Genomic DNA, 21,516 nt, shown 5'->3' with positions numbered 1-21,516 from the left:
ACGTGCCCAGACTAGCCACAGTTGGCCCGCCCGCAAGCCCCACCGAAGGCCCGGGACCGGTCAGATCGACATGTCCTGCAAATCCCAGACCTCGGTCAGCGACCGCTCGCCGACCCGGATCAGCCGGAACAGCACCGCGCTGGTCGCGACCTGATCGCCATTGTCCACCGCATCGGTCACGCTGCGGGCCACCCGGGCCAGCGCCACCATGCCGATCTGTTCCGCAATCGCGATCAGCGAGCGCGCGCATTTGCGCAGGCTCCGCCAGTCGCCCTGACGCCAGTGCCGCTCGCAATGCGACAGGCGCACCGCCAGTTCCTCGATGGCGCGACAGACCACATCCTCGGCCCCCGCGTCACCCAATTGCCGATAAAGCCCGCCCAGACGCTCCGGGTCCAGGCGAACGGATTCGCTCTGTACGAGCGTCACGATCTTTTCCACCACAAGTCTCACCCAATCTTTCGTGCCCCCACGACACGCCAGGCATCGTGGCGCAAAAGAGGTTTGCAAAAGGTTGCGGCTGCGACATGAAATATCTCGAATTTTCTGCCAAACTGGCCTAAAGCCACCTGCAACCCAATACCAGACAGGAAGACCCTGATGAAACTCGCCCGCCCCCTGCCCAGTTATCTGGTACAGCGTTACCACGGCTGGAAAGCGACGACCTATGCCGAGAACCAGGTCTGGTACCGGCGGCTGGCGACCGAGGGACAGCGCCCGCGCGCAATGGTGATCTCGTGCTGCGACAGCCGGGTACACGTGACCTCGATCTTCGGCGCCGACCAGGGTGAGTTCTTCATCCACCGCAACGTCGCCAACCTGGTGCCGCCCTACCTGCCCGACGGCGATCACCACGGTACCAGCGCGGCGGTGGAATACGCGGTCACCGTGCTGAAAGTGGCGCATCTGATCGTGCTCGGCCATTCGCAATGCGGCGGCGTCAAGGGATGCCTCGACATGTGCAAGGGCCACGCGCCGCAGCTGGAGGCCAAGGAAAGCTTTGTCGGTCGCTGGATGGACATCCTCAAACCGAAATACGAACACGTGGCCGCGATCAGCGACGAGGACGAACAAGTGCGCCAGCTGGAAAAACACGCGGTCGTGGCCTCGCTGGAAAACCTGATGACCTTCCCCTTCATCGCCTCCGCGATCGATGACGGAACCCTCAGCCTGCACGGCCTCTGGACCGATATCGGCGAAGGCGGGCTGCAATGCTTCGACCCGGCCGCCGACAGGTTCGTACCGGTCTGACCCAGACCGCAAGCGCTCCCGCCTGCCGCCGGATCTGACGATCCGCGGCCGTTGGGCCGGGCGCCGCTGACGCGGCGGACGACAGGGTGCGCCCGGCGCCACCTGAAACTCTGCTTCTTTCTGGTCAGAATACTCCGGGGGAGTCGCCCGAAGGGCGGCGGGGGCAGCGCCCCCTGACAGACCCAGACCAGACCGCGCTAGACGCCCCAATCCTTGTCCTGCATCTCGCGCAGGCGCGAGGCGGTGCGTTCGAATTCGAACGTGCCCTCGCCCTCGACATAGAGCATCTCCGGCTCGGCCGCCGCCGAACAGATCAGCCGCACCCGCGCCTCGTAGAGCGCGTCGATCAGGGTCACAAACCGCTTGGCCTCGTTGAAATTGTTGCGGCTCAGACGCGGGATGTCTTCCAGCACCAGAACCTTGACCGCCTCGGCGATGGCCAGGTAATCGCCCGGTCCCAGCATCCGCCCGCAGAGATCATAGAAACTGGCCCGCCCGATGCCGTTGCGGAACGCGGGCAACTCCACATCGCGGCCCTTGACCTTGAGGATCAGCGGCCCCCCCGCCCCCCCGGTCAGGTCGCGCCAGATCGTCGCGATCTCGGCCCGTGCCTCAGGCCCGATGGGCGAGAAATAGACGCGGGCGCCCTCCAGCCGGTTCTGCCGGTAATCGGTGGGAGAGACCATCTCCCACACCCGCATCCGCTCCTTGATCAACTGGATGAAGGGCAAAAACAGCTGCCGGTTCAACCCGTCCTTGTAGAGATCGTCCGGCACCCGGTTCGAAGTGGTCACCACCACCACGCCCGCCGCAAACAGCGCCTCGAACAGGCGCCCCACGATCATCGCGTCGGTGATATCGGTGATCTGCATCTCGTCGAACGCCAGCACCTTGACCGAGCGGATAACCGCATCGGCAACGGGCGCCAGCGCATCGGCCACGCCCTTGGCGCGCGCTTCGTGCATGCCCGCGTGGATTTCCTGCATGAAGGCGTGGAAATGAACCCGGCGCACCGGCACCGTATCGCCCAGCGCCTCGACAAACAGGTCCATCAGCATCGACTTGCCGCGCCCGACCCCGCCCCACAGGTACACCCCCCGGGGCGGCGGCGGCGCCTTGCGGAACAACCCGCGTTTTACCGGGGCGCTCAACGCTTCGAAAATCCGGTCGAACTCGGCCAGCGCCGCCTCCTGGGCGGTATCGGCATGCAGGGCGCCCTCGGCGACACGGGCGGCGTAAAGAGCGGAAACAGCGGTCATTTTGCAGCCATACCCAACCTGTCCGGCCTTGAAAAGCGGCCCGTTCCCGCTGCTCGCATCAATTTTCGTTAATGATGCCCCCAAAACTCCTGAATTGACGCCGCCGCGTTTGGACTTAGGGTCCGCCGGACACGAATACCGGAGACCGCCAATGGACCGTTCGGCCCGCCTGATCAATCCGATCCTGATCGTCAGCTGCATCATCATCACCGTCAGCTTTGCGGTGCGCGCCTCGTTCGGCGTGTTCCAGATCCCGATTGCCGAGGAGTTCGGCTGGCTGCGCTCGGATTTCTCGCTGGCCATCGCCATCCAGAACCTTGCCTGGGGCATCGGCCAGCCGATCTTTGGCGCCATCTCGGAAAAGATCGGCGACCGCAAGGCGATCTTCCTCGGCGCGCTCCTTTATGCTGGCGGCATGGTGCTCAGCGCCTGGTCGACCACGCCGCTCGAACATCAGATCTATGCCTGGGCGGTGGGGTTTGGCATCGCGGGCACCGGCTTTGGCGTGATCCTCGCGGTGGTCGCGCGGGCGTCAAGCGACGAGAACCGCTCGATGAGCCTTGCCCTCATCACCGCCGCAGGCAGCGTCGGACAGGTGATCGGCGCGCCCACGGCGGAATGGCTGCTGACCTTCCTGCCCTGGCAACAGGTGTTCATCGTCTTTGCGGTGGCGGTCCTGGCGCTGGTGCTGACCCTGCCGATGCTGCGGGCGCCCGAACCCGCCAGCAAGGCCGAGCTGCAAGAGAGCATGGGCCAGATCCTGTCCCGCGCCTTTCGCGACCCGTCCTATACGCTGATCTTTCTGGGCTTTTTCAGCTGCGGCTATCAGCTCTCGTTCATCACCGCGCATTTCCCTGCCTTCGTGACCGAGATGTGCGGCCCGATCCTGCCCGGTGGGGTACTGCATTCGATGGGGATCACCACCACCTCGGCGCTCGGCGCGGTGGCGATCTCGCTGGTGGGGCTGGCCAATATCGCAGGCACCCTGACGGCGGGCTGGGCGGGCAAGCGCTTCCCCAAGAAATACCTGCTGGCCGGCATCTATACCGCCCGCACGGTGATCGGGGCCGTGTTCATCCTGCTGCCGATCACGCCCCTGTCGGTGATCCTGTTCTCGGTTGCGATGGGCTCGCTCTGGCTTGCCACCGTGCCGCTGACCTCGGGCCTTGTCGCGCATCTTTACGGGCTGCGCTACATGGGCACGCTCTATGGCATCATCTTCCTCAGCCACCAGCTGGGTGGGTTCCTCGGCGTCTGGCTCGGCGGGCGGATGTACGACCTTTATGGCGATTACACCATGGTCTGGTGGATCGGTGTCGGCGTCGGTGCCTTCAGCGCCATCGTCCACCTGCCGATCCGCGAGAACCGCGCGGCAGTTCCGGCCTAACCCCGGATCAGCGGCGCCTTGCGCGCCGCCTCCCACTCTGCGCGCGGATCGTCCAGCCCCGCATCCCGCCGCAACCTGGGCGACAGTTGCTCTGCACCCGACGCGGGGCGCAACAGCGCCCCGAAGCCGCCCAACACCCGGCGGCCCAAGCCCCGGAACAATCCGGCGACCTGCCGGGGTGAAACCTGAACAACGATGCCCGCCCGATGATCCAGATGTGCCATGTCAAACCTCCGTCGATGACCTGACCCCATCTTGCGCCCGCCCGGCGCGGCCGCTCAAACGCCGTTCCTTGACAGCCATTGTTCCAAAAAGTCACAAAGGGCCATGCCCCGTGTCCTGCCCCCGCTGAACGCCCTGCGCGCCTTCGAGGCGGCCGGCAGGCTGGGCAGCTTCACCCGGGCCGCTACCGAACTCAACGTGTCGCATTCCGCGATCTCGCGGCATGTCCGGGGGCTGGAGCAGCGGCTCAATGTCCATCTCTTTCGCACCCGTAACACCGGCGTCGAACTCACCGATCAGGGCCGCGCCTATCTGGCACAGATCACCCCGGCCTTCGATCTCATCGCCGAGGCGACCGAGGCGCTCTCGGTCCCGCCACAGGGCAAGGTGACGCTGACCACCGAGAGCACCATCGCGCAGAAATGGCTGGTCCCCCGGTTGGGCAAGCTCCGGGCGTTGCACCCCGACATCACACTTGAGATCTCCGTCAGCACCCAGGTCATGGATATCGAGGCGCATGATTTCGACATCGGCCTGCGCTACCTGCGATCCGACCCACCGCAGGGCTACGATCTACTGCTGCCCTCCATGGTCCACGCCTACGCCGCGCCCGGTTTCGCGCCAACAGCTAATGGCCAGCTCGACCTGGCCGCGCTGGCCCGTGGCCCGCTGATCGAGGAAGCGACCTTCCGCCTCTGGCCCGTGTGGTTCGAACAGGCCGGGCTGGCCGAGCTTCCCCCGCTCGACCTGCCCCATCCGCTCAGTGCGCTCCTGGCGATCCAGTCGGCGGTCTCGGGCCTTGGCGCCGTGCTCATGGACGAAAACCTGTGCGAACCCGAACGCCGCTCTGGCGCGCTGGTCGAACTTGCCCCGCTGGCGCTACGTTTCGGCGGCTATTACCTTGCCGTCAACAGCCGCGCGCACCGGCGCAAACCGGTGCGCGCGGTCCGCCAATGGCTGATCGACGAAGCCGCACGCGTCCGCACGGCCAGCCCCTGACCAACGCGCTACATCGCGCGGCGTTCGCTCATAAGGCCCTTGTAGATCGCCCAACACATCAGCAAGAGCACCACGGTGAACGGCAAGCCGGTCGAGATCACCATGGATTGCAGCGATTGCAACCCGCCCGCGCTCAGCAGCAGCACGATGGCGACAGCGCCTTCAAAGATGCACCAGAACGCACGCTGCGGCACCGGCGCATCGACCTTGCCGCCCGCCGTGATCGTGTCGATCACCAGCGAGCCCGAGTCAGACGAAGTGACGAAGAACACGATCACCAGCACGATCCCCACCAACGAGGTGATTCCGGCCAGCGGCAGCACGTCGAGCATCTTGAACAGCTTCAGCTCCAACGCCGCATCCTGCGCGACGGTATACCCGTCATTGACCACCTGATAGAGCGCGGTACCGCCAAAAACCGACATCCACAACACACAAACCAGCGAGGGGATCAGCAGCACGCAGACCAGGAATTCGCGCACCGTGCGGCTCCGGCTGACCCGGGCGATGAACATGCCGACAAAGGGCGACCAGCTGATCCACCACGCCCAGTAGAACGAGGTCCAACCCTGGCTGAAGTTGACATCCTCGCGCCCGACCGGGTTGGACAGCGCCGGCAGATACTGGAAATAAGCTACCAGCGAATCCGCAAACAGCGTCAGCAGGAACACGGTTGGCCCGACCAAGAGCACAAAGATCAAGAGCAGAAACGCCAGCCCCATGTTGATCTCGGACAGCACCTTGACGCCGCCATCCAGCCCCCGCAGCACCGACACCAGCGCAATCGCGGTGATGACAGAGATCAGGATCACCTCGGTCGTCGGGCCAACGGGAATGCCGAACAGCTCGTTCAGCCCCGCATTGGCCTGCGTCGCCCCGAACCCCAGCGAGGTCGCCAGACCAAACAGCGTGGCAAACACCGCCAGCGTGTCGATCACATGGCCGACCCAGCCCCAGACCGCATCGCCAAAGATCGGATAGAAGGCCGAGCGGATCGTCAGCGGCAGACCCTTGTTATAGCTGAACAGCGCCAGCGCCAGCGCCACCACGGCATAGATCGCCCAAGGGTGCAGACCCCAGTGAAAGATCGTCGCCGCCATGCCCAGCCGCATCGCCGCCGCCTGGTCCCCGGCGGCGGCGCCCAGTGGCGCCCAGTCGGTGCGCGCGCCGCCCTCGGCGGCGGTGCCCCCCATCGACGACGAGAAATGGCTCATCGGCTCGGCCACGCCATAGAACATCAGCCCGATGCCCATACCGGCGGCAAACAGCATCGCGAACCAGCCGACATAAGAGTAATCCGGCACAGCCGCGCTGCCGCCCAGCCGCACATTGCCCAAAGGTGTCACGATCAGCAGCAGGCAAAAGATGACAAAGATGTTCGCCGCGCCCAGAAAGAACCAGTCGAACCCCTTGGTCACTGCACCAAACAGCCACGAAAACAGCGCCCCCGCCTGATCCGGCAGCGCCAGCGTGTAGAAAACAAAAGCCACGATCGCCAGGCCCGAGATCAGGAAGACCGGGTTGTGAATGTCAAACCCGAACGGCCCGACATTGCCCTCCAGGTTGTCCTGCCCGATCTCGTACTCGGTATCAATGACATGCGCCGCGCCCTCGGGGCTGGGTATGCCTTCCAGGGTCTCTTTCGATTGGTCGGCCATATCGGGCCTCCTTTCGTTCAATGCTTTCTCGTGAATTCCTCAGCCGCGGACCAGCATTACCGAGGCGCTGGAATGCGCAGCCAGATGCGCACCGTGGCCGGACCAGATGTAATCGGTCACGTTCGGCAAATGGGTCGCCATCACCACCAGATCGGCGCCCAGCGTCTCTGTCGCCGCCAGCAGCGTCCGGTCCATCTGCACCGACGGATCATGGTCCACCAGCGCATGGCTCGACGTGGCCACGCCATGCCGTGCCGCCTGATCCCGCGCAAAGCTCTCCAGCTTTTCGGCAAACTCCTCGGGCCTGCGGGCAATGGCGCCGGGCGTGGTCGTCGTGATTCCGAGAAAGCACAACTCGGACTTGTAATGGCGCGCCAGATCGGCGCCGATGCGCAATGTGCGCTCCAGCCGTTCGGCATGCGCAAGGTCAATGGGTACAACAATTTTCTGGAACATGTCCCCTCCTGTTTCCGACCGGCACCTGGCCAGTCTGTTTCCGGGTTTTGCAACACCGCCTGTGATCAGGCTTTCTGGTTGCAATAGAAACAGTGTTACCGCGTTTCCCCTCAAAGTTCAAACAATCACCCGACCCGGGGCAGGACGGCCGCGGCCAAACCACCGCCGCTGCGGGGTCATCCGACGCGAAGATGGTCGCGCCATATCTCCAGGATTTCACCGCTATGGGTATAGGTCAGCCCATGGCCCGCCCCCTCGATCACCGCGTGGCGGGCGTCGCTGTTCCAGTCCGTCAACCGGTCGCTGGCAGACAGCGGGATAACCACGTCCTGCCGCCCCCAGATTGCCAGCACCGGAACGCCCGCGGCCTGCAAGGCCCGGTGTTCCCCCTCCAGCGCGCGCGACAGGATCCCGCGCAGGCTGGCCAGCACGGCGGGCACGAACCCGCGCCATTTCAGCTCCCGCAACTGCAACGCGACGATATCCGGCACCGCACTGGCCGTGCCCTGCTCGGACTGCACCCCACGGCGGTGACGGCGCGGAAAAAACGCCAGCATCAGCCAGTCGCCGATCAGTGGCGTTGCGCGGATAAACCGGATCATCCCGGTATCCTCCATGCCCATCCCCGCCGGAGCCAGCAGCAGCAGGCGCCGCACCCTGCCCGGGTGGCGTGCGGCAAAACAGGTGGCGATCGCGCCGCCCATCGAATAGCCGATCAGCGTGATATCGCCGCCAACCCGCCGGTCGGCCAGCAACTCTTCCAGCTGCCCGACAAAAAACGCCTCATCCTGCACCCCGCCGGGCCGGTCCGAATATCCACGCCCGTACAGGTCATAGGTCAGCACCCGGCATCCCAGATCCGTCAGCCCGCCGATCAGGCCGCCCCAGACGAACGAGGGCGTCGTCAGCCCGTGCACGCAGACCACAACCGGACCTCGCGCCGGACCATGCCAGCGGTAATGGGTCCTGCCGCGTGACAGGGCCGTCATCGCACCCGGCGCGTCGCGCCGGGCCGCCGGTCCCATCGGCTGGCGCGTGGCCTCGCGCAGGAACGGTGCCGCCGCCAGTACGGATAGGGCGACGGCGAGCCAGATCACGCCTGGCCCTGCCATTTGTCCAGGATATAGCGGCTGGTCATCAGGTCCAGATGCGCGCCGCCACCGTTCTTGAACAGCGTGATGTCGTCCCGGCCCGCCTTGAACGCGTCCAGCTCGTAGAAATCGGCCAGCACATCCGACCGCGCGATCACCCCATCGGCCAGCGGCATCATCAGTTCGCCGATATGGTTCACGGTGGTGTCGAAACTGTCGACAAAGATGCGCGCGCGGCGCATCGCTTCGTCATCGGCCTCGCGCATGTCGGGCCGATAGGCGCCGATCAGGTTCAGGTGCTGACCCGGGCGCAGCCACTCGCCGCGAATGACCGGTTCGCTCGACATGGTGGCGGTGACGATGATGTCGGCCCGGTTCACCGCCTGCGCCAGATCGTCGACCACCTCCAGCCCGTCATACCGCGCCGCGACCTCCTCGGCCTTCGACCGGGTGCGGTTCCACATCTTCAGGGCCGCCTTGGGAAACCCCGCCCCAAACGCCTCGCACAGCGACAGGCCCACGGTACCAGCACCCACCACCAGCACCTCGCGCGCGTCGGGGTCGGCCAGCCGCAGCGCCGCCAGCAGGCTGTCGCCCGCCGTCTTCCACTTGGTCACCAGGTGGAAATCCACGAGCGCAGACAGCGCCCCGTCGTGGTCGCTGTACAGGTTCACCGCCCCGTTGATCATCGGATCGCCCCGCTCCGGGTTGCGCGGAAAGATATTGGCGGTCTTGACCGCAATGCCCAGCCCGTCGATCCAGGCCGACCGCGTCAGCATCGTATCGGGATCGCGATACAGGAACGTATCGCCGATCTGGGCCTTGGGCAGGGTGTGGCCATCGGCCAGCGCCCGGGTCAATTCCAGCCAGTCCAGCTTGGCCTCGCCCTCGGCAAAGGGAATATGGATAATGCTCATGCGGCCTCTCCTTCGGTCAATAACCCCTCGGCCACCAGGCGCGCGGCCCAGCCCTCGGGTCCCGTGAAATGATGCACCTGCCAACCACGGGCGCGGGCGGTGTCGATATTCTCGGCCCGGTCATCGGCAAACAGCATCCGCTCCGGTGCCAGCCCGCAATCGGCCTCGACCGCGGCATAGATCGGCACATGCGGCTTCACCATCCGCATCCGGCCCGAGACATAGGCCCGGTCGAACTCCGTCAGGAACGGATAGACCGTGCAGGCATAATCGAAATTCTGCACTCCGAAATTGGTCAGCGCAAAGACCGGCACGCCCCGCGCCCTCAGCGCCCGCATCAGGCGCACGGAATGCGGGATCTCGGGCGTGGCCAGCTCGATCCAGCTGTCATGCCAGGCCCGGATCTCGTCCCGCCAACCGGGATATTTCTCGGCCCAGTCATAGATCGTGTCGGTGAAATGATGCCCCTGATCCACCAGGTCGTTCATCTCGTGCAGGTCCACCTCGGCAAACATCGCCTGCCGCCGCGCCACGCCGATGGTGCGGTCGTAATAACGCTCCGGTTGCCACTCGATCAGCACATTGCCGATGTCGAAAATGACGGCCTCTATGGTCATGACACATTCCTCAACTCTGCGACCTGGGGCGCGGGCGGCTCGGGGTGCGGCCACGCCGTGTCTCGCGCCAGACTGAAACAAGACCGGCGCCAATGATCAACCCGGAACCGGCCCAAACCGCCCTGTCCGGCCATTCGCCAAAGATCAGCACGCCCCACAGCACCGCCATCGGCATGGCGATGTATTCGAACGGCGCCACCAGCCCCGCCTCGCACAACCGATAAGCCTGCGCCGTCAGATAACCACCGATGGACCCCACGACCCCCATCGCCAGGAAATACTTCCAGTGCTCCGGTGCGGGCCAGCGCCACTCCCGCAGGATGAAATCCAGCGCCGCACTGTCGCCGCTGGCAAACCGCCCGTCGCCCAGCGTCAGCCCCACCAGCGCGCTCACCACCAGAAACGCCAGCAACGGGTAAAAGGTCAGCGTCGCCCCCCGGTCCGCGCCGCCCGCCCGGCGTGTCAGCACATGCAGCGTGGCATAGCCGCAGGCGCCCAAGAGCGGCAGCACCGCCGCCGGCTGGAACGCCTCGGTTCCCGGCCGCATGATCACCAGCACGCCCAGGAATCCGGCAAACACCGCGCCCCAGCGCCACGGACCGACCCGCTCGCGCAGGAACACCACCGACAGCGTGGTCACGATCAGCGGCGTGGCAAAGGCGATCGCCACCGCCTCGGCCAGCGGCATCACCGCCAGCCCGGTAAAGAAAAACAGGTTGGCCAGCAGCACCGCGAAACTGCGCGCCATGTGCAGGCGCGGTTGCCGGGTGCGCAATACCTGCACCCCGCCCTCCAGCGGCACGAACACCGCCAGCAGCACCACCATCGCCACCACCGACCGGATCAGCACCATCTGATACAGCGGATAGTCGCCGGAAAAGAACTTGAACACCACGTCAATGACGGAAAAGCAGATCCCGGCCCCCATCGCGGCCAAAAGACCCAGCACGTTCACCCTGACCTCGCCGCTCATCCGCCCGCTCCCTTGCCTGCCCGCCAATCCCTGTCCGAAATGACCGGCAGGGGCAAGCGCGGAACCGAACCGGCGGGCTGAACCCGACCCGCTTCTTTCCGGTCAGAAATACTCAAAAGCGGACCATCACAACAAGATGAACACAGGGCAGGTACGGCCCCGTAACCCCTTCATGTCCGGGCACTCACTCAGGACCGCGAGGCGAAGCCTTGCCCTCCTTTTCGGGTCAGGCCCGGTCCGGGCGATGCTCCTGTCGCAGCATCTCGATCAGCGCGTCGGCATCCTGCCCGGTCAGTTTCGGCAGCTCTTCGCAGACATGGTACCAGGGCAGTTGCGTATCGGCATAGATATGCCGCGTCATCCTGGCCTGGGCGGGGCGGTCCAGACTGCCCACCGTGACATTCGTCAACCAGTCATCCTCGGCCCGCAACGCCTGCCAGACGATGCGCGACCCGCATTCAGCGCAAAAACCGCGCTTGCCGTCACCCGAGGACACGTAATAGCGAGGTTCCTCGCCAACATAATGCAACGTGCCCGCCTTGATCAGCACCGTGATCTCGGCGGGCTGGCCGGTACTGCGCTGGCAGATCGTGCAATGGCAGATATACCCGTTGTGCAGGAAAACCTCCGCCTCGTACCTGATCCTGCCGCACAGGCAGCCGCCCGTCACATGTGTGGCTTGGTGTTCCATGTTCCGCCCCTCCCAAAGGGTCCGCGACACGCGTCGCAGGATACCCGCAGCCTAGCACGGACCACGGTTTCCAGCGCGGGGCAATTCGTGCCAACCGCCGCTTTGCGGGCGCGGCACGCGCATCCCTCAGGGCGTCGGGCGCGATTGCCCGTCCCGCAGCGCCGCACGGATCTCGCGCTCCAGCGCATCCAGAAACCGCGAGCGGTCGGCCTTGGAAAACGGCTTGCCGCCGCCCGCCATACCCAGCGGGTTGGCCGCGCGCAGATCGGCCATCAGGTCGCGCATGGCCAACTGCTGGCCGATATTGGCCGGGGTGAATGCCTCGCCGCTGTGCCGCAACACCCGCGCCCCCGCCGCCACGCATTTCGCCGCCAGCGGGATATCGGCGGTGACCACTACGTCCCCCACCCCCGCCCGCTCGGCGATCCACATGTCGGCCACGTCCGGCCCCTCGGACACCACCACCGTCTCGACCAGCGGATTGGCCGAGGGGCGCAAGCCCCCGTTCGACACCACGACCATGCGCAGCCGGTGCCGGGTGGCGACCCGCTCGGCCTCGGATTTCACCGGACAGGCGTCGGCGTCGATGTACAAAACGGTCAATTGACCCTCCGGGACAGGTACAAAACGGTCAATTCTCCGGGTTTTCCGGTTGCGTGCCCTCCTTGCGGCGCACCTTGAACTCCTTGGGGATCGGCATCCGGTTGAACGCATCCAGCCCCGCGATCTTGTAGGCTTCGGCCAGCGTCGGATAGTTGAACGTGTTCTGGACGAAGTAATCCACCGTGCCTTTCAGGTTCATCACAGCCTGCCCGATATGGATCAGTTCGGTGGCTCCTTCGCCGACGATCTGCACCCCCAGAACCCGCCTTGTTTTCAAGGACAAGAGCATCTTCAGCATGCCATGTTCCAGCCCCATGATATGCCCGCGCGAGGTCTCGCGGAACCGCGCCACGCCCACCTCATAGGGAATGCCGCGCTCCTGCAATTCCTCCTCGGACATGCCACAGGTGGACATCTCGGGGACCGAGTAGATTCCGTAAGGATACCAAGGGCTTTCCGGCAGTGTCGGGGTCTCCAGCGCATGGCACGCCGCCACCCGTCCCTGCTGCAAAGAGGTCGAGGCCAGCGACGGATGCCCGATCACATCGCCAGTTGCATAGATATGCGGCACGGCGGTCTGATAGGTCTTGCGCTCCACCGTGATCCGGTTGCGGTGGTCAGTCTTCAGCCCCACCGCGTCGAGGTTCAGCGCCGAGGTCGCGCCCATCCGCCCGGCGGCAAACAGCAGCATTTCGGCCCGCACATGGCGCCCGTTGGCCAGGCTGATCTCGACATGATCGCCTGCATCCTCGATCTTTTCTACCGCCGAGCCCAGCCGAAGATCGACGCCATTTTCCCTGATCTGATGGGTGAAATCCTGAATCAGGGTGCGGTCGATAAAGTCCAGAAACGTCTCGCGCGGTTCGATCAGCGTCACCCGCACATCCAGCGCCGAGAACATGGTGGCATACTCCACCCCGATCACCCCGGCCCCGATCACGGCCAGCGAACGGGGGATCTCGGCCATCTCCAGAAACTCGTCGCCATCGACCACGGTGCGCCCATTAAATGGAACATAATCAGGGCGATAGGTCTTGGTTCCGGTGGCGACCAGAAACTTGGACGCGGTCAGGCGGGTGGTGTCCCCGGCCTCGGTCGCGACCTCGATCTCGTGCGGGCCGACAAAGCGCGCCAGCCCGTTCAGCGTGTCCACATGGTTGCGGTTGAACTGGTGTTCCAGCACATCGACCTCGTAATCGAGCGTCATGTGCAACCGCGCCTTGAGGTCCTCGGCGCTGATCCGGTCCTTGACCCGGTAGGACAGGCCATAAAAGCTGCGCTCGCGCCAGCCCGACAGGTTCAGCACCGTTTCGCGCAGCGTCTTGGACGGGATCGTGCCGGTATGAACCGAGACACCGCCCAGCCGGTCCTTGCGGTCGATCACCAGCACCCGGCGTTTCAGCTTGCCTGCCTGGATCGCTGCGGCCCGGCCCGAGGGGCCGGACCCGATGATGATCAGGTCATAGTCGTGGCCGTTCATGGCTCAATCCCGATAAAGCGCATCGGCATGGAACGAGACATGGTCCTCCATGAAGCTGGAGACGAAGAAATAGGAATGGTCATACCCCGGTTGCAGCCGCACCGTCGCCTGCTGACGACGTTCGGCGATGGCGGCGGCCAGCGCCTCGGGACGCAAGAGGTCGATGAACTGATCGCTGGTGCCGGTGTCGATCAGGATCGGCCCATCGAACCCTGCCTGTTTCATCATCAGCGATGCGTCATGTTTGGCCCAGGCCGCCTCGTCCGTGCCCAGATAGGCGGTCAGCTGCTTGCGGCCCCAATCGCTGCCCGTCGGATTCGAAATCGGCGCGAATGCCGAGACCGAGCGATAGCGCCCCGGCAGGTTCATCGCGAGCGTCAGCGCGCCATGCCCGCCCATGGAATGACCGGTGATCGCCTGCCGCTCGGGGTCGATTGCGAAATGTTCGGCCAGCAGCGTAGGCAGTTCATCGGCCACGTAATCCCACATGCGGAAATGCGGCGCCCAGGGTTCCTGGGTGGCGTTCACATAGAAGCCCGCACCCTGACCCAGATCGTAATCGGGGTGGTCGGCCACGCCCTCACCCCGAGGCGAAGTATCTGGAAACACAAGGGCAATTCCCTGTTCGGCGGCCCAACCCTGGGCACCTGCCTTGACCATGGCGTTTTCATGGGTGCAGGTCAGGCCCGACAGATACCACAGCACCGGCACCGGACCGTCCTTGGCCTCGGCCGGCAGGAACAAGCCAAAGGTCATGTCGCAACCGGTGACTGCGGAGGCATGGCGATAGACCCCCTGAACTCCCCCGAAACAGGCGTTTTCCGAGACGGTTTCGATCATGGCACGGTCCTTTCCCTCTGATTTCCCGCAATGGCTAGCGGTCTGGGGCCCAGAGGTAAAGCATGCTGGCCGGTCCGCCCCGTCTTTTTGCGGCACTCGGCGGTGGCGCAGCGGCCCGCTTGACTTGTCCCGGCCCCACCTCTTTGATCGCGGCAACCGCAGGAGGTGACATGCAAAACCCATTCGACCAGGAACTTCAGGACCGTCTCGTGCGCTATGCCGCCATCGACAGCCAGAGCGACGAGAGCGTGCCCACCTCGCCCAGCACCGCTTGCCAGTTCGACATGCTGAATCTATTGCGCGACGAACTGGTCGAGATGGGCGCACAGGATGTGGAACTGACCGACTACGGCGTCGTGTTGGCCACCATTCCGGGCACCGTACCGGGGCCGACCGTTGGCTTTCTGGCCCATGTCGACACCGCGCCGCAATTCAACGCCAGTGGAGTCAAGCCGCGCGTGATAAAGGGGTACAATGGCGGCGACATCACCTTTCCCGACGATCCCGCGCTGGTGTTGTCGCCCGCCGAGCACCCCTATCTGGCGGACAAGATCGGTCACGACCTAATCACCGCCTCGGGCACCACGCTGCTGGGCGCCGATGACAAGGCGGGCGTGGCTATCATCATGACCATGGCGCGGCACCTGCTGAACAGCCCCGATATCGCGCGCGGTCCGATCCGCGTGGCCTTTACCCCCGACGAAGAGATCGGGCATGGCGTGAACGAGCGTCTGCCCAAGGATCTGCGCGCCGATTTCGCCTATACGCTGGATGGGGGCCAAGTGGGAGAGATCGAATACGAGAGCTTTTCGGCGGACCGCGCGGTGGTGACGGTGACGGGAGTGTCGATCCATCCGGGCTGGGCCAAGGAGAAGATGGTCAACGCCATCCACCTTGCCTCGAAGATTGTACAAACCCTGCCCCAGGCGACGATGACCCCCGAAACCACCGCCGACCGGGACGGATTCATCCACGCCACAGACATGGACGGCGGATCATCCGAGATGGTGATCAAGTTCATCCTGCGCGATTTCGAACGCGATGGTCTGGCCGCCAAGGGAGAGTTGCTGCGCCAGGTCTGCGCCGCCGTGCAGGCGGGCGAGCCGCGCGCGGCGATCAAGTGCGAGATCTATCCGCAATACCGTAACATGCGCTATTGGCTGGAAAAGGACATGACACCCGTCGACCTGGCCCGCGCGGCGGCCAAGGCCGAGGGGATAGAGCCGATCTCGGTTCCGATCCGCGGTGGCACCGATGGATCCCGCCTGACGGAAATGGGGGTGCCGACGCCCAATATCTTTACCGGTATGCAATGCATCCACGGCCCGCTGGAATGGATTTCGGTACAGGACATGGCAACCGCCACACGCACCTGCCTGACTCTGGCGCAGATGGCGGCAAAGGGCTGAGGCTTGGGCGAGCGAGACCTGATAGCCGAACGCGACAAGTTTGCGGCCCTGCACTCGGAAACCCGCAATGTCGTGAATGGCCGCGACTGGGGAGTGATCCGGACGGGACAGAGCGGCCCCGCGCTGGTGCTGATCCCCGGCACGCTGGGCCGGGCCGACATATTCTGGCAACAGATCACGGCCCTGTCGGGTGAGGCGCGCATCCTCGCGGTCAGCTATCCGGCGTCGGGCGGGATCGGCGATTGGGCGGCGGATCTGTCGCAAATGATCGCGGATGCCGGAATGCGGGGCGCGACCGTGCTTGGCTCGTCGCTGGGCGGCTATCTGGCACAGTATCTGACCGCCACGGAACCGGCGCTGAGCGGCGGGCTGGTAGCGGCCAACACGCTGGCCTCGGCCCGGGGCATCGACCGGGTGCCACCCTATGCGCTGGACCTCGCAGCCACGCCGATCGGCGAATTGCGCGCCGGGTTCGAGGCGGGGCTGGCGGGTTGGCAAACTCCCGGCCACGCCTATTGCGATCTGGCGCCGCTCTTGCTGCAAGAGGTGCGCGGACGCATACCTGAAAACGAATTGCGCGCCCGGTTGCAGGCCCTGAAAACCGCGCCGGAGTTGCCTGCACAGAGCCTGCCCCGCGACCGCATCTTTACGGTTCAAAGCGATGACGACCATCTGATCATGCCACCGATGCGAGAGAGCCTGCGCTCCGCGCTGAACCCCATCCGCGCCTACAGGTTCCGGGCTGCCAGCCATTTTCCCTATGTCACCCGTCCCGGCGCCTATACCGCACTCTTGCGCGAGGTTCTGGGTCTGCCGACGGATCAAGCGATCTGGCCTGCCAACGAGGAAAGTCTGCTATGAAAGTGCTGAGTGCCGAAGACGTCCGCCGCCACCTTTCCATGCAAGACGCCATCAGGATCGTCGCCGGAACCATGGTCCGGGTCTCGCAGGGAAAGGCCAACCTGCCGCTGCGCACGGTGATGGATATCGACGGAACCAACCGGCTGGGCGTGATGCCCGGCGCGCTGAGCGACCCGACGGTCTATGGCATCAAGGTGCTGAGCCTCTTTCCCGGCAATCCCGCCAAGGGGCTCAGTTCACATATCGGCACGGTGCTGCTGTTCGACCCGGAAACCGGGCGACCCAGCGTGTCGATGGATGCCGATGCGATCACCGCGATCCGCACCGCCGCCGCCACGGCCGTGGCGACACGGGCGCTGGCGCGGTCTGACGCGCGGGTGCTGGCGTTGATTGGCACGGGCGAACAGGCTGAAAGCCATATCGCCGCGTTGACACTGGTGCGCGAGATTTCCGAAATCAGAATCGCCGGGCGCACGCCCGGCCGCGCCGCCGATTTCGTAGACCGGATGTCGGAGCAATACCCCGATATCGCCTTTGCCGCCGCGCCGGATGCGGCACATGCAGCCGATGGGGCCGATATCGTCTGCACGCTGACCTCCTCGCCTTCGGTGGTTCTGCACGGCGACTGGATCACCCCTGGCACCCATGTGAACGCGGTCGGCGCCTCGATCCCGTCGATGCAGGAGATCGACGAGGCGCTGCTGCTGAAATCCGAGCTTTACACCGATTACCGCCCCTCTGCCTTTGCTCAGGCGCGTGAGATCATCTCGGCGCTGGAAAGCGGTGCGATGACCAAGGATCATGTGCGCGGAGAGATCGGTGAGGTTCTGGCCGGCGGCGTGACGGGGCGCAGCAGCGCCGACGCGATCACCCTTTACCGCTCGCTCGGGATCGCGGCGCAGGATCTCGCCTGCGCGGATCACGTCTGGCGCGCGGTTCAATAAAGCCCGGGGTTGATCGGCGAGGCCGCCGTCAACCCGCCATCGACCGTGAAAAGCTGACCGGTGACAAAGGACGCGTCATCCGAGGCGAGCCAGACCGCCATGGCCGCGATGTCCTCGGGCCGGCCAAACCGCCGCGCCGCGTGCCGCATCAGCGCATCGCGACGTGCCGTCGCCCGATCCGAGGAGGCCTCGAACGCGGCTTCCAGCATGCCGGTCTCGATCCAGCCGGGGCAGATCGCGTTGCACCGGATGTCCGGGCCATGGTCGACGGCGATGGACCGCGTGAGGCCATGCACAAATGCCTTGGAGGCGTTGTACAAAGCCATGGAGGGATCGGCGAACTGCCCCGAGATAGAGCCGATGTTCACGATGCTGCCGCCCGGCCCCATCCGAGGGATGAAGGCGCGACACATGTTGAACACGCCCCGGCAGTTGGTGCCAATCACGGCGTCCCAATCGGCGTCGGAACTGCTGACCACCGTTTTTTCAACCTGCACCCCCGCATTGTTGATCAGGATATCGGTGCCGCCGATGGAACGGGCCAGCGCCTCGACCGCCACCGGATCCGCGACGTCGAGTTGGTGCCAGTGGACATGGACGTGCAGATCCTCTGGCCTGCCTCCGCGCCCGCAGGTGCTGACCTCGGCGCCTTCGGCGCACAGGGCCTCGACGATACCGCGCCCTATGCCGCGGCTGCCGCCGGTGACAAAGGCCCGCTTTCCTGCCAGTTTCATGTTTGTTGTCCTCCCGACCGCCAGCAAACAGAAGCGGCCTGCGTTTCGCAATCCTTCCCGAGCGCAAGGCATGGACAAACACGTCTGCCTCCCCTATATGCGCTATCTTTGCGACGGGTGAGTCCCGCGCCCTGCTGGACATTCCCCTGATGACTTCCCCACTTTTCGATGCCCTGGCCGAACGCGGCTTTGACACGCTGACCGACGTGCAACAGGCCGTCACTGCTCCTGAACTGACCGAAGCGGACCTGCTTGTTTCCGCGCAGACCGGTTCGGGCAAGACCGTGGCCTTTGGCCTGGCAATCGCGCCGACACTGCTGGGCGAGGCCCTTCGCCTGGACCCGCCTGCCGCGCCGCTGGCGCTGATCGTGGCACCGACGCGCGAACTGGCCATGCAGGTCAGCCGCGAGTTGATCTGGCTCTATGCCCGCACGGGCGCCAGCGTGGCCACCTGTATCGGCGGCATGGATGCCCGCACCGAACGGCGCGCACTGGAACGCGGCGCGCATATCGTTGTCGGCACGCCGGGCCGCCTGCGTGACCATATCGAGCGCGGCACGCTGGACCTGAGCGACATTCGCGCCGTGGTTCTGGACGAGGCCGACGAGATGCTCGACCTCGGCTTTCGCGAGGATCTGGAGTTCATGCTGGGCGAGGCACCCGAGGGTCGCCGCACGCTCATGTTCTCGGCCACCGTTTCGCCCGCCATCGCGGAACTGGCCAAGACCTATCAGCGCGAGGCCGTGCGCGTTTCGACGATTTCGGCCAAGAGCCAGCACGCCGATATCGCCTATCAGGCGGTACAGGTGGCGGCGCATGACGCCGAACATGCCATCATCAACCTGCTGCGGTTCCACGATGCGCCCACGGCGATCGTGTTTGCCAATACCCGCGCCGCCGTCGCCCGTCTGACCGCGCGGTTTGCCAACCGTGGGTTTGCGGTGGTCAGCCTGTCAGGCGAGTTGAGTCAGGACGAGCGCAGCCATGCGCTGCAAGCCATGCGCGACGGGCGGGCACGGGTCTGCGTGGCGACCGATGTCGCCGCGCGTGGTATCGACCTGCCGAACCTGGATCTGGTCATTCACGCCGATCTGCCCATCAACACCGAAGGGCTGCTGCACCGCTCGGGCCGGACCGGCCGGGCCGGGCGCAAGGGGATCTCGGCGCTGATCGTGTCGGACAAGATCGCCAAAAAGGCGCAGCGGCTGCTGAAATGGGCCAAGATCGAGGCGGAATGGACCTTTGCGCCGACGCCCGAGGATATTCTGGCCAAGGACGAGGCCCGGCTGCTGGACGATCCGATGTGGACCGCCGAAGTGGCCGAGGATGAAACCCGTTTCGCCGCCGATCTGATGCAGAGGTTCAGCGCCGAGCAGATCGCGATCGCCTGTTTGCGCTTGCACCGCGCCGGGTTGACTGCGCCCGAGGAACTGAACCGCGCGCCTGTGCGCACCGATCCTGCTGCGAACTTTGGGCCGTCGGCCTGGGTCGCTCTGTCAGTCGGGCGGAATCAGCGGGCAGAACCGCGCTGGCTGTTGCCGCTGCTCTGCCGCGCCGGTAACCTGGAGAAAAGCCAGATCGGCAAGATCCGGATGCAGGCGGACGAGACCCATGTGGAACTGACTGAGGCGTCGCTTCAGGGTTTCCTTGCCCATATTGGTCCGAATGGTGTGCTCGAAGGCGAGATTACCGCAAAGGCGATGGACGGCGCGCCGGCCGACGAACCGCGTGCGCGGGCGCCCAAGAAGCGTTTTGACCGCGATACAGAGCGGACACCCCGGCCACCCCGAAAGGAATCGCGCCCGCCGCGCGATACCGCTCGCGAAGCGCCCGTTGCGGCACCGGAACCGAAGAAAGACGTAGTTGCACAGGAGACGGCCAAGCCGCGCCCCAAACCGGTATCGGACAAACCTGCCGAGCGCGCGGCACTGGTCGAGGCGAAGCCCGCAGCCAAGAAACCGTTCAAGAGCGCGCGCCCGGCTTCATTCGCCGCAGCGGACAGCAGCCGTTCATTCCGCGCAGGCAAGCCCGGTGGCGGCAAACCTTTCCGCGCGGCAAAGCCGGATGGGGACAAACCGGCCCGGTTCGCCAAGCCGGATGGCAGCAAACAGTCCCGCCCCGGTAAACCGGGAGGCGACAAGCCGTTTCGCGGTAGCAAATCCGAAGGTGGAAAACCGGCGCGTTTCGCGAAACCCGAGGGCGGCAAGCCCTTCCGGAGCAACAGTTCGGAAGGCACAAAACCCGCACGGTTTGCCAAGCCCGGTTCCGGCAAACCAGCCAAGCCTGGCGCACGCCCCTCGGGCAAACCGGCAGGTCGCGGCGGCGACGCCCCGCCGCGCCGGAAGGGATAAGGCCTGTCGCTGCCGTCCACTCCTGTGGGCGGCAGATCAGAGCGTGATGTCAGGCAGACTGTCGAAGGCGAGTTTCAGGGCCGAACCCCAGCCGGTCGAGATGGTCTGGAAATAGGGGTCTTCGGCGTCGATCCGGCGCGTCAGCCCCTGTTTGCAACTGTCGGTCTCGTAGAGTTGCAGGTCGAGCGGTAAACCAACGGACAGGTTTGCCTTGATCGTGGAATCGAAACTGACCAGCAGCAGTTTTACCGCAGCTTCGAAACTCATATCCGGCTCATAGGCCCGGACCAGAATCGGGCGGCCGTACTTGGTTTCCCCGATCTGGAAATAGGGGGTATCGTCGCCGGCCTCGATGAAATTGCCTTCGGGATAGACCAGGAAAAGGCGCGGCGGATTGCCCGCGATCTGGCCGCCGACGATCATCGTCGCGTTAAAGGCCGCATCGGCCCGCTGCCCGGTCTCGGCGTTGGCCGCGATCACCTCGCGTAGGGTTTGGCCAACCAGCCGCGCCACCTGGAACATGGAGGGCGCCTCCATGATCGAAGGACTGCGGTCGGCGGGGGCCTTGGTGCGTTCCTCGAGGATGGAAATCACCGCCTGCGTTGTGGCGAGATTGCCTGCGGTCAGGATGGTGATGAAACGCTCGCCAGGTTCCTCGAACGTGAACATCTTGCGAAAGGTCGAGATGTTGTCGACTCCCGCGTTGGTGCGGGTATCCGACATGAAGACCAGCCCGTGACCGAGCCGCATCCCTACGCAATATGTCATCGCAT

22 protein-coding genes are annotated in these 21,516 nt (G+C 65.0%); 7 read left to right on the top strand and 15 right to left on the bottom strand.

Features of this window, described 5'->3' with window-relative positions:
* Positions 1-60: 60 nt before the first annotated feature.
* On the bottom strand, positions 61-432 hold the full coding sequence (locus G0P99_RS14370) for a hypothetical protein (RefSeq protein WP_370462798.1): 372 nt from the start codon (positions 430-432) through the stop codon (positions 61-63).
* Positions 433-600: 168 nt separating this feature from the next.
* Between G0P99_RS14370 and G0P99_RS14365 the strand changes: the two genes are divergently transcribed.
* Positions 601-1,251 carry a carbonic anhydrase gene (locus G0P99_RS14365; protein WP_164130957.1) on the top strand — a complete coding sequence of 217 codons (651 nt, stop codon included), beginning with the start codon at positions 601-603 and terminating at the stop codon, positions 1,249-1,251.
* A 197-nt stretch (positions 1,252-1,448) separates the two neighbouring features.
* Here the strand turns inward: G0P99_RS14365 and zapE are convergent, their stop codons facing one another.
* Positions 1,449-2,510 carry a cell division protein ZapE gene (gene zapE / locus G0P99_RS14360; protein WP_164130955.1) on the bottom strand — a complete coding sequence of 354 codons (1,062 nt, stop codon included), beginning with the start codon at positions 2,508-2,510 and terminating at the stop codon, positions 1,449-1,451.
* A 151-nt stretch (positions 2,511-2,661) separates the two neighbouring features.
* Here zapE and G0P99_RS14355 point away from each other — a divergent pair, with 151 nt between their 5' ends.
* On the top strand, positions 2,662-3,897 hold the full coding sequence (locus tag G0P99_RS14355; RefSeq protein ID WP_164130953.1) for an MFS transporter: 1,236 nt from the start codon (positions 2,662-2,664) through the stop codon (positions 3,895-3,897).
* Here G0P99_RS14355 and G0P99_RS14350 read toward each other — a convergent pair.
* Positions 3,894-4,121: a hypothetical protein gene (locus G0P99_RS14350; RefSeq protein ID WP_164130951.1), complete on the bottom strand. Its 228-nt coding sequence runs from the start codon at positions 4,119-4,121 to the stop codon at positions 3,894-3,896. The genes G0P99_RS14355 and G0P99_RS14350 overlap by 4 nt on opposite strands.
* A 103-nt stretch (positions 4,122-4,224) precedes the next feature.
* Here G0P99_RS14350 and G0P99_RS14345 point away from each other — a divergent pair, with 103 nt between their 5' ends.
* Positions 4,225-5,118 (top strand): LysR substrate-binding domain-containing protein, encoded by an 894-nt coding sequence (locus G0P99_RS14345; protein ID WP_164130948.1) that lies wholly within the window; start codon positions 4,225-4,227, stop codon positions 5,116-5,118.
* Between the two features lie 8 nt (positions 5,119-5,126).
* Here G0P99_RS14345 and G0P99_RS14340 read toward each other — a convergent pair whose 3' ends face one another.
* From G0P99_RS14340 to fghA, 10 genes are all read right to left on the bottom strand, one after another.
* Positions 5,127-6,776: a BCCT family transporter gene (locus tag G0P99_RS14340; RefSeq protein WP_164130946.1), complete on the bottom strand. Its 1,650-nt coding sequence runs from the start codon at positions 6,774-6,776 to the stop codon at positions 5,127-5,129.
* A 39-nt stretch (positions 6,777-6,815) separates the two neighbouring features.
* A complete protein-coding gene (locus G0P99_RS14335) occupies positions 6,816-7,232 on the bottom strand; it encodes a universal stress protein (RefSeq protein WP_164130944.1) in 417 nt (138 codons plus the stop codon).
* A gap of 176 nt (positions 7,233-7,408) precedes the next feature.
* On the bottom strand, positions 7,409-8,329 hold the full coding sequence (locus G0P99_RS14330) for an alpha/beta hydrolase (protein ID WP_164130942.1): 921 nt from the start codon (positions 8,327-8,329) through the stop codon (positions 7,409-7,411).
* Positions 8,326-9,240, bottom strand: coding sequence for an ornithine cyclodeaminase family protein (locus G0P99_RS14325; protein ID WP_164130940.1), 915 nt, complete (start codon positions 9,238-9,240; stop codon positions 8,326-8,328). The genes G0P99_RS14330 and G0P99_RS14325 overlap by 4 nt, the downstream gene beginning before the upstream one ends.
* The gene (locus G0P99_RS14320) at positions 9,237-9,857 is read right to left on the bottom strand and encodes an HAD family phosphatase (protein WP_164130938.1); all 621 of its coding nucleotides are present in this window, start codon (positions 9,855-9,857) and stop codon (positions 9,237-9,239) included. The genes G0P99_RS14325 and G0P99_RS14320 overlap by 4 nt, the downstream gene beginning before the upstream one ends.
* Before the next feature lie 10 nt (positions 9,858-9,867).
* The gene (locus tag G0P99_RS14315) at positions 9,868-10,830 is read right to left on the bottom strand and encodes a DMT family transporter (protein ID WP_164130936.1); all 963 of its coding nucleotides are present in this window, start codon (positions 10,828-10,830) and stop codon (positions 9,868-9,870) included.
* 226 nt (positions 10,831-11,056) lie between these two features.
* Entirely contained in the window at positions 11,057-11,521 is a 465-nt protein-coding gene (locus G0P99_RS14310) for a GFA family protein (RefSeq protein WP_164130935.1), read from the bottom strand.
* 126 nt (positions 11,522-11,647) lie between these two features.
* Positions 11,648-12,124 (bottom strand): YaiI/YqxD family protein, encoded by a 477-nt coding sequence (locus tag G0P99_RS14305; protein ID WP_164130933.1) that lies wholly within the window; start codon positions 12,122-12,124, stop codon positions 11,648-11,650.
* Positions 12,125-12,152: 28 nt separating this feature from the next.
* Positions 12,153-13,604: a Si-specific NAD(P)(+) transhydrogenase gene (gene sthA / locus G0P99_RS14300; RefSeq protein WP_164130931.1), complete on the bottom strand. Its 1,452-nt coding sequence runs from the start codon at positions 13,602-13,604 to the stop codon at positions 12,153-12,155.
* 3 nt (positions 13,605-13,607) lie between these two features.
* Entirely contained in the window at positions 13,608-14,441 is an 834-nt protein-coding gene (gene fghA / locus G0P99_RS14295) for an S-formylglutathione hydrolase (RefSeq protein WP_164131178.1), read from the bottom strand.
* 173 nt (positions 14,442-14,614) lie between these two features.
* Here fghA and pepT point away from each other — a divergent pair, with 173 nt between their 5' ends.
* The 3 genes from pepT to G0P99_RS14280 are packed head-to-tail and all read left to right on the top strand — an operon-like array spanning position 14,615 to position 17,658.
* Positions 14,615-15,853: a peptidase T gene (pepT, locus tag G0P99_RS14290; RefSeq protein WP_164130929.1), complete on the top strand. Its 1,239-nt coding sequence runs from the start codon at positions 14,615-14,617 to the stop codon at positions 15,851-15,853.
* A 3-nt stretch (positions 15,854-15,856) separates the two neighbouring features.
* Positions 15,857-16,714 carry an alpha/beta fold hydrolase gene (locus G0P99_RS14285; protein ID WP_164130927.1) on the top strand — a complete coding sequence of 286 codons (858 nt, stop codon included), beginning with the start codon at positions 15,857-15,859 and terminating at the stop codon, positions 16,712-16,714.
* Positions 16,711-17,658 (top strand): ornithine cyclodeaminase family protein, encoded by a 948-nt coding sequence (locus G0P99_RS14280; RefSeq protein WP_164130925.1) that lies wholly within the window; start codon positions 16,711-16,713, stop codon positions 17,656-17,658. Before G0P99_RS14285 ends, G0P99_RS14280 begins: the two co-directional genes overlap by 4 nt.
* Here the strand turns inward: G0P99_RS14280 and G0P99_RS14275 are convergent.
* Positions 17,652-18,392 (bottom strand): SDR family NAD(P)-dependent oxidoreductase, encoded by a 741-nt coding sequence (locus tag G0P99_RS14275; RefSeq protein ID WP_164130924.1) that lies wholly within the window; start codon positions 18,390-18,392, stop codon positions 17,652-17,654. The genes G0P99_RS14280 and G0P99_RS14275 overlap by 7 nt on opposite strands.
* Before the next feature lie 149 nt (positions 18,393-18,541).
* Here G0P99_RS14275 and G0P99_RS14270 point away from each other — a divergent pair, with 149 nt between their 5' ends.
* A complete protein-coding gene (locus G0P99_RS14270; protein ID WP_164130923.1) occupies positions 18,542-20,743 on the top strand; it encodes a DEAD/DEAH box helicase in 2,202 nt (733 codons plus the stop codon).
* A 36-nt stretch (positions 20,744-20,779) separates the two neighbouring features.
* Here G0P99_RS14270 and G0P99_RS14265 read toward each other — a convergent pair whose 3' ends face one another.
* The gene (locus G0P99_RS14265; protein ID WP_164130922.1) at positions 20,780-21,511 is read right to left on the bottom strand and encodes a proteasome-type protease; all 732 of its coding nucleotides are present in this window, start codon (positions 21,509-21,511) and stop codon (positions 20,780-20,782) included.
* Between the last annotated feature and the right edge of the window lie 5 nt (positions 21,512-21,516).

The organism is Ruegeria sp. PrR005 (genome assembly GCF_010500245.1).
Lineage (GTDB): Bacteria > Pseudomonadota > Alphaproteobacteria > Rhodobacterales > Rhodobacteraceae > Ruegeria_B > Ruegeria_B marisflavi.
The sequence above is the reverse complement of the archived record's forward strand: the minus strand, read 5'-3'. Positions and strand labels throughout refer to the sequence as shown.